Source organism: Desulfobulbus alkaliphilus (genome assembly GCF_016918545.1).
Taxonomy (GTDB): domain Bacteria; phylum Desulfobacterota; class Desulfobulbia; order Desulfobulbales; family Desulfobulbaceae; genus Desulfobulbus; species Desulfobulbus alkaliphilus.
The window spans coordinates 1-3,903 of the sequence record NZ_JAFFQC010000068.1; the positions used below are offsets into that span (position 1 = coordinate 1).

Annotated in this window: 4 protein-coding genes and 2 pseudogenes; 3 read left to right on the plus strand and 3 right to left on the minus strand. The window is 44.6% G+C overall.

Features of this window, described 5'->3' with window-relative positions; translation table 11 throughout:
• The 3 genes and pseudogenes from JWG43_RS17135 to JWG43_RS20350 form a co-directional block, all read left to right on the plus strand.
• Positions 1-392: pseudogene (locus JWG43_RS17135) on the plus strand (hypothetical protein); the annotation flags it as partial.
• Between the two features lie 250 nt (positions 393-642).
• Positions 643-882, plus strand: a complete 240-nt coding sequence (locus JWG43_RS17140; RefSeq protein ID WP_205244168.1) for a type II toxin-antitoxin system HicB family antitoxin — start codon at positions 643-645, stop codon at positions 880-882.
• A pseudogene (locus JWG43_RS20350) lies at positions 875-1,081 on the plus strand (type II toxin-antitoxin system HicA family toxin). Before JWG43_RS17140 ends, JWG43_RS20350 begins: the two are co-directional and overlap by 8 nt.
• A gap of 373 nt (positions 1,082-1,454) precedes the next feature.
• Here the strand turns inward: JWG43_RS20350 and JWG43_RS17150 are convergent.
• From JWG43_RS17150 to JWG43_RS20355, 3 genes are all read right to left on the minus strand, one after another.
• Complete coding sequence (locus JWG43_RS17150; protein WP_205244170.1) at positions 1,455-2,810, minus strand: ATP-binding protein; 1,356 nt, start codon at positions 2,808-2,810, stop codon at positions 1,455-1,457.
• A gap of 236 nt (positions 2,811-3,046) precedes the next feature.
• Positions 3,047-3,340: an XRE family transcriptional regulator gene (locus JWG43_RS17155; protein ID WP_205244171.1), complete on the minus strand. Its 294-nt coding sequence runs from the start codon at positions 3,338-3,340 to the stop codon at positions 3,047-3,049.
• Entirely contained in the window at positions 3,337-3,702 is a 366-nt protein-coding gene (locus JWG43_RS20355; protein WP_205244172.1) for a type II toxin-antitoxin system RelE/ParE family toxin, read from the minus strand. Before JWG43_RS20355 ends, JWG43_RS17155 begins: the two co-directional genes overlap by 4 nt.
• Positions 3,703-3,903 lie beyond the last annotated feature (201 nt).

The following is a 3,903-nucleotide window of genomic DNA, read 5'->3' on the forward strand; positions in this document are numbered from 1 at the left end:
AGGATTTGACAAAACGGTTCACTGAAGACCTGATCAAGTACGAGGAGGAAAAGAAAATGCCCTATATAATGAGTGCGGAAAGGATTGGCAAGGAGAAGGGCTTGCAGCAGGGCATGCAGCAAGGCATGCAGCAAGGCATCCAGCAGGGCATGCAGCAAGGCATCCAGCAAGGCATCCAGCAAGGCATGCTCACAGATGCAAGAGAAATGGTTTTAGAAGCCCTTGATGCAAGATTCAGCAAAGACGTTCCAGAAGATGTTTATGAAAAGGTTCAAGCCCTGAACAATAGGATTCTGCTGAAAAAGCTGCTCCGATCAGCTGCTCAAAGCGAGGACATTGACAGCTTCAAAAAAGTTCTCCAGGAGATCCATTCGCAACAGCCTGAGAAATAACCTCTTGCAAGATGTGCGAAAAATTAGGGACGATTCCCTTTTTTTTATGAGAAAAAATATTACATTTCCAACAACTTGTAAAATAGGGGAAGTGTCCCTAATTTTTCAAGCCCTCTATCTTGACCGTCTCTTACCCTTAAGCTAAATTGATAATTGAATATTAAAACCACATGCCTCGATCCAGCAAATAAACCCCCTGCGCAAAAAATGCGCAAGTCCCAATAATTCTCGATCCAGGAAGAGGGTTAAAATGGCGAATGTAAGCGGAGGTACGGCAATGAAAAATATAAAATACGTCGTGTACAAAGAAGATAAGTACTTTGTTTCTCAATGCCTTAATGTGGATGTTTCCAGTTTTGGTGAATCAATTGACGAGGCCATTTCGTCCTTAAAAGAAGCGGTTTCTTTGTATTTCGAAAATGAAAGCGATAACTCTGCATATCAGGTGATCGGAGAAACGCTTCTCGGGGAAGATGTGATCCATGCCTGAACTGCTTTCTTCCAACGATATAATCCGGGTTTTGAAAAAAAACGGTTTTATTCTTGATTCTCAGAGGGGAAGCCACAAAAAGTTTTAAAAGGACGGGCGTATCGTTATTGTTCCTGACCCGAAAAAGGAAATCCCAAAAGGAACACTTGCATCGATAATAAGGCGGTCTGGATTGAGCAAGGGGGATTTTGAAATATAATTTTACCGCCTTACTTCAACCATTTGCTTGCCTGCTGCATCAAATCATTACAACTTTCTGTTGTTGTCCTGGTGCCGGAGCTCCTTGCAATAATCCTTCGGCACTGAGATCTTCATCATTTTTCCTCTGGGTTGTTCGCAGGTACATGATAGATGTGGAGGATATAAACAACCTCATCTATTGTCAATGAGAGGAAGTCAGAGAGATACCCCCTGATTTAATAAAAAAATAATATATTTTCAATTATTTATAAAAAAATGGAGCTTGTCTGATTTTCATCCAGGGTTTACATGCAAGGGCTCGTGTGTATTGAATACACATTCTTGGCATCTTCTAGGCCTGACCCCAAAGACTTTTACGTCGACTACTTGATTTATTTATCGTCGGTCATGATGTAATAACCGCCTGATTTTGGGGCGCCGCGAAATTCAACGATTCCTGTTTGCCTGAGTTGTTTGAGCCAACGCTCGATATTTTTTTCCGAGGTTTGCAGTGCAGTCGCAAGAAAAGGTACTCTTTTTCCCTCATTTTCTTTGATGAGCTTGAGCAGGGAATTTACTCCCTCATTTACTCCCCCATTTACTCCCTCATTTACTCCCTCACCTGCTGCGCTGTTCATGGGGTAGAGGGTCACCTTAAAACAATTGCCGGTCAGTTCAAATCTCGGCATTTTTGCCTCGTGATGGAGCATCGCCTGCTGCACCCGTTTTATGCCTGAGCCATACTTTTCGATAATGCCGGCCTCCTTGAAAAGAGCGGCTATTTGTTTGTTTCTTGGGCGGGAGGCATAGTTTCCTGAAACGATCTGTTCCAGGCTCATCCCCTCCGGGAGCTGACCCGGGTTGAAAAACTCCATCCGGTCCTGAAAAATTTTTATGGTTGAGTCCGCGGTTGCCCGGTAGTCCCGGTGGACAATCATGTTGAGCACTATTTCCCTGACAGCTTCCAGTGGGTATTCCCAGACCTCTTCACGTTGGGCCGCCCCTGTAAAGACAAATCGTTTGTTTATGTGTTTGCGAATAAAATCCAGAGATATTTCAACCTCTGTGAACAGATCGTCGCGTATGGTCAGGCTGTCTTTAATGATCGTTTCAGAGTCAAAACGACCAGCATCGATGGTGGTCATCAAGGTCGGTTGTTTACAGAACATCAGGAAACAGCCAAAGGTTATGCCCTGTTCACGAATGAGTTCAAATTTTCGCAATACAGTCAACGGGTCGTCAGTAATTGGGTGATGGCGAAGATCATTGGCCAGGGAGACGAACCGATTCACTTTTTCAAGGGAAATATCCTTTACTGTGTGGTTCGGATCCGTGGCAAAATCCCAACTCAGATTAATGGTCTTCAGGTGCTCGTTTGCGATTTCCTCAAGACTCATCACATGGTTGGAAGCATGCTTTCTGATGAGATATTTGCCTTTAATGCTGACCGGTTTGACCGGATAGTCCGGTACCCACAAGATGGCGATATCCTTCCCCTGATGCTGTATTACTTCAATTTCGGGTATAATTGATGGTGAGGTGGATGCTTTGACCTGGTTAATCCATTGCTGCGGGGTTTCTGGCGATAAAGAAACGCCGACAATGTCACCGTTGTCCTTGACTCCAACAACCACCCGGCCACCTTTGGCATTGGCAAAAGCTACCAGGGTTTCAATGGTTTCCCGGCCAAATGAGGATTTAAATTCAAGCTCCTCATTTTCCTTGCTTGTAAGCAACTGACTTAGCATAGAGACCTGTTCTTTGTTTCACTCGACTGTCATTGAGGTGCAACCGGAAAAAATTAAGGACACTTTCCATGTTATTGTGGAAAAAAATCGAAAAAATTAGGGACGCTTCCCTTATTTTCATGAGAAAAAAACAAACATTTCAAGGACTTATAAAATAGGGAAAGTTTCCCTGATTTTTTCGTCACGGATTCAGGATTGTCACCAGATGGTGTTTGTGGCGAAGCGCACACAATGACTTACTGAAGCTCAATATGGAGGGTCCGGCCTACAGCCTTTGCTGCTTTGGAAAGAGCGGCAAGCGTGACGTTGTCGTTGTTTGGGTCAAGGAGGCGGTCCAGTTGGGAACGACTTGTTTTGAGCTGTTTCGCCATCTCAACTTTGTTGATACCGCTTGCCTTCATAACGGTTTCAAGCTGGTAAGCGAGAACACGCTTAACCGCTTGTTCGGTTGTTTGTTCATAGGTGCCCTGCTCTTGCAAAAAATCATCGAAAGAGCTGCCCACTTTGCCTCTTTCTGCCTCTCTCGTCATGGCAATAATCCTCTCATTCTTTTAACGGCAACCTCCATTTCGTTGATTGGCGTTTTCTGACTTTTCTTTATGAAACCGTGCAAAAGAACCATATTTCCTTCATAAGAACAGAAAAACACTCTTGCCTTCCTTCCTCCTGATAAATTGGCACGAATTTCCCACAGACCTTTGTGGCCTTTAATGGTACGACATAGAGGCATGCCGATCGGCCAACCAAATTCCGCAACACGGATGTCATTTCCTCTTGCTTTTCTTTCCTCTGGAGGCTCTCCTTTACAGGCTCTCTGCCGTTTTCGGTTTCGAAGAATCTTGCGGGGAGTATTTTTAGCGACCCTTTCATATAAACATGATGTACCAAATATGGTTCATCGTCAAGGGCTTTTACATTACATAAATCATAAAATAATCAATAAAGCCCGTCCGCTATGAAGGAAGACAAACTCTATCTTATTCAAATCGAGGTCAAGGGGCAGGCCGAGTCGGCGGGCTGCGGTAGGAGCGGGCCATGCCCGCGAACAGTACTCCCCAACAAAACACCCGCCGCAATAGCCCCACCTCCCCAC

Coding starts and splice junctions, on each gene's coding strand:
- JWG43_RS17150 (WP_205244170.1), bottom strand. CDS start 2,810: ATGCTAAGTCAGTTGCTTACAAGCAAGGAAAATGAGGAGCTTGAATTT.
- JWG43_RS17140 (WP_205244168.1), top strand. CDS start 643: ATGGCGAATGTAAGCGGAGGTACGGCAATGAAAAATATAAAATACGTC.
- JWG43_RS17155 (WP_205244171.1), bottom strand. CDS start 3,340: ATGACGAGAGAGGCAGAAAGAGGCAAAGTGGGCAGCTCTTTCGATGAT.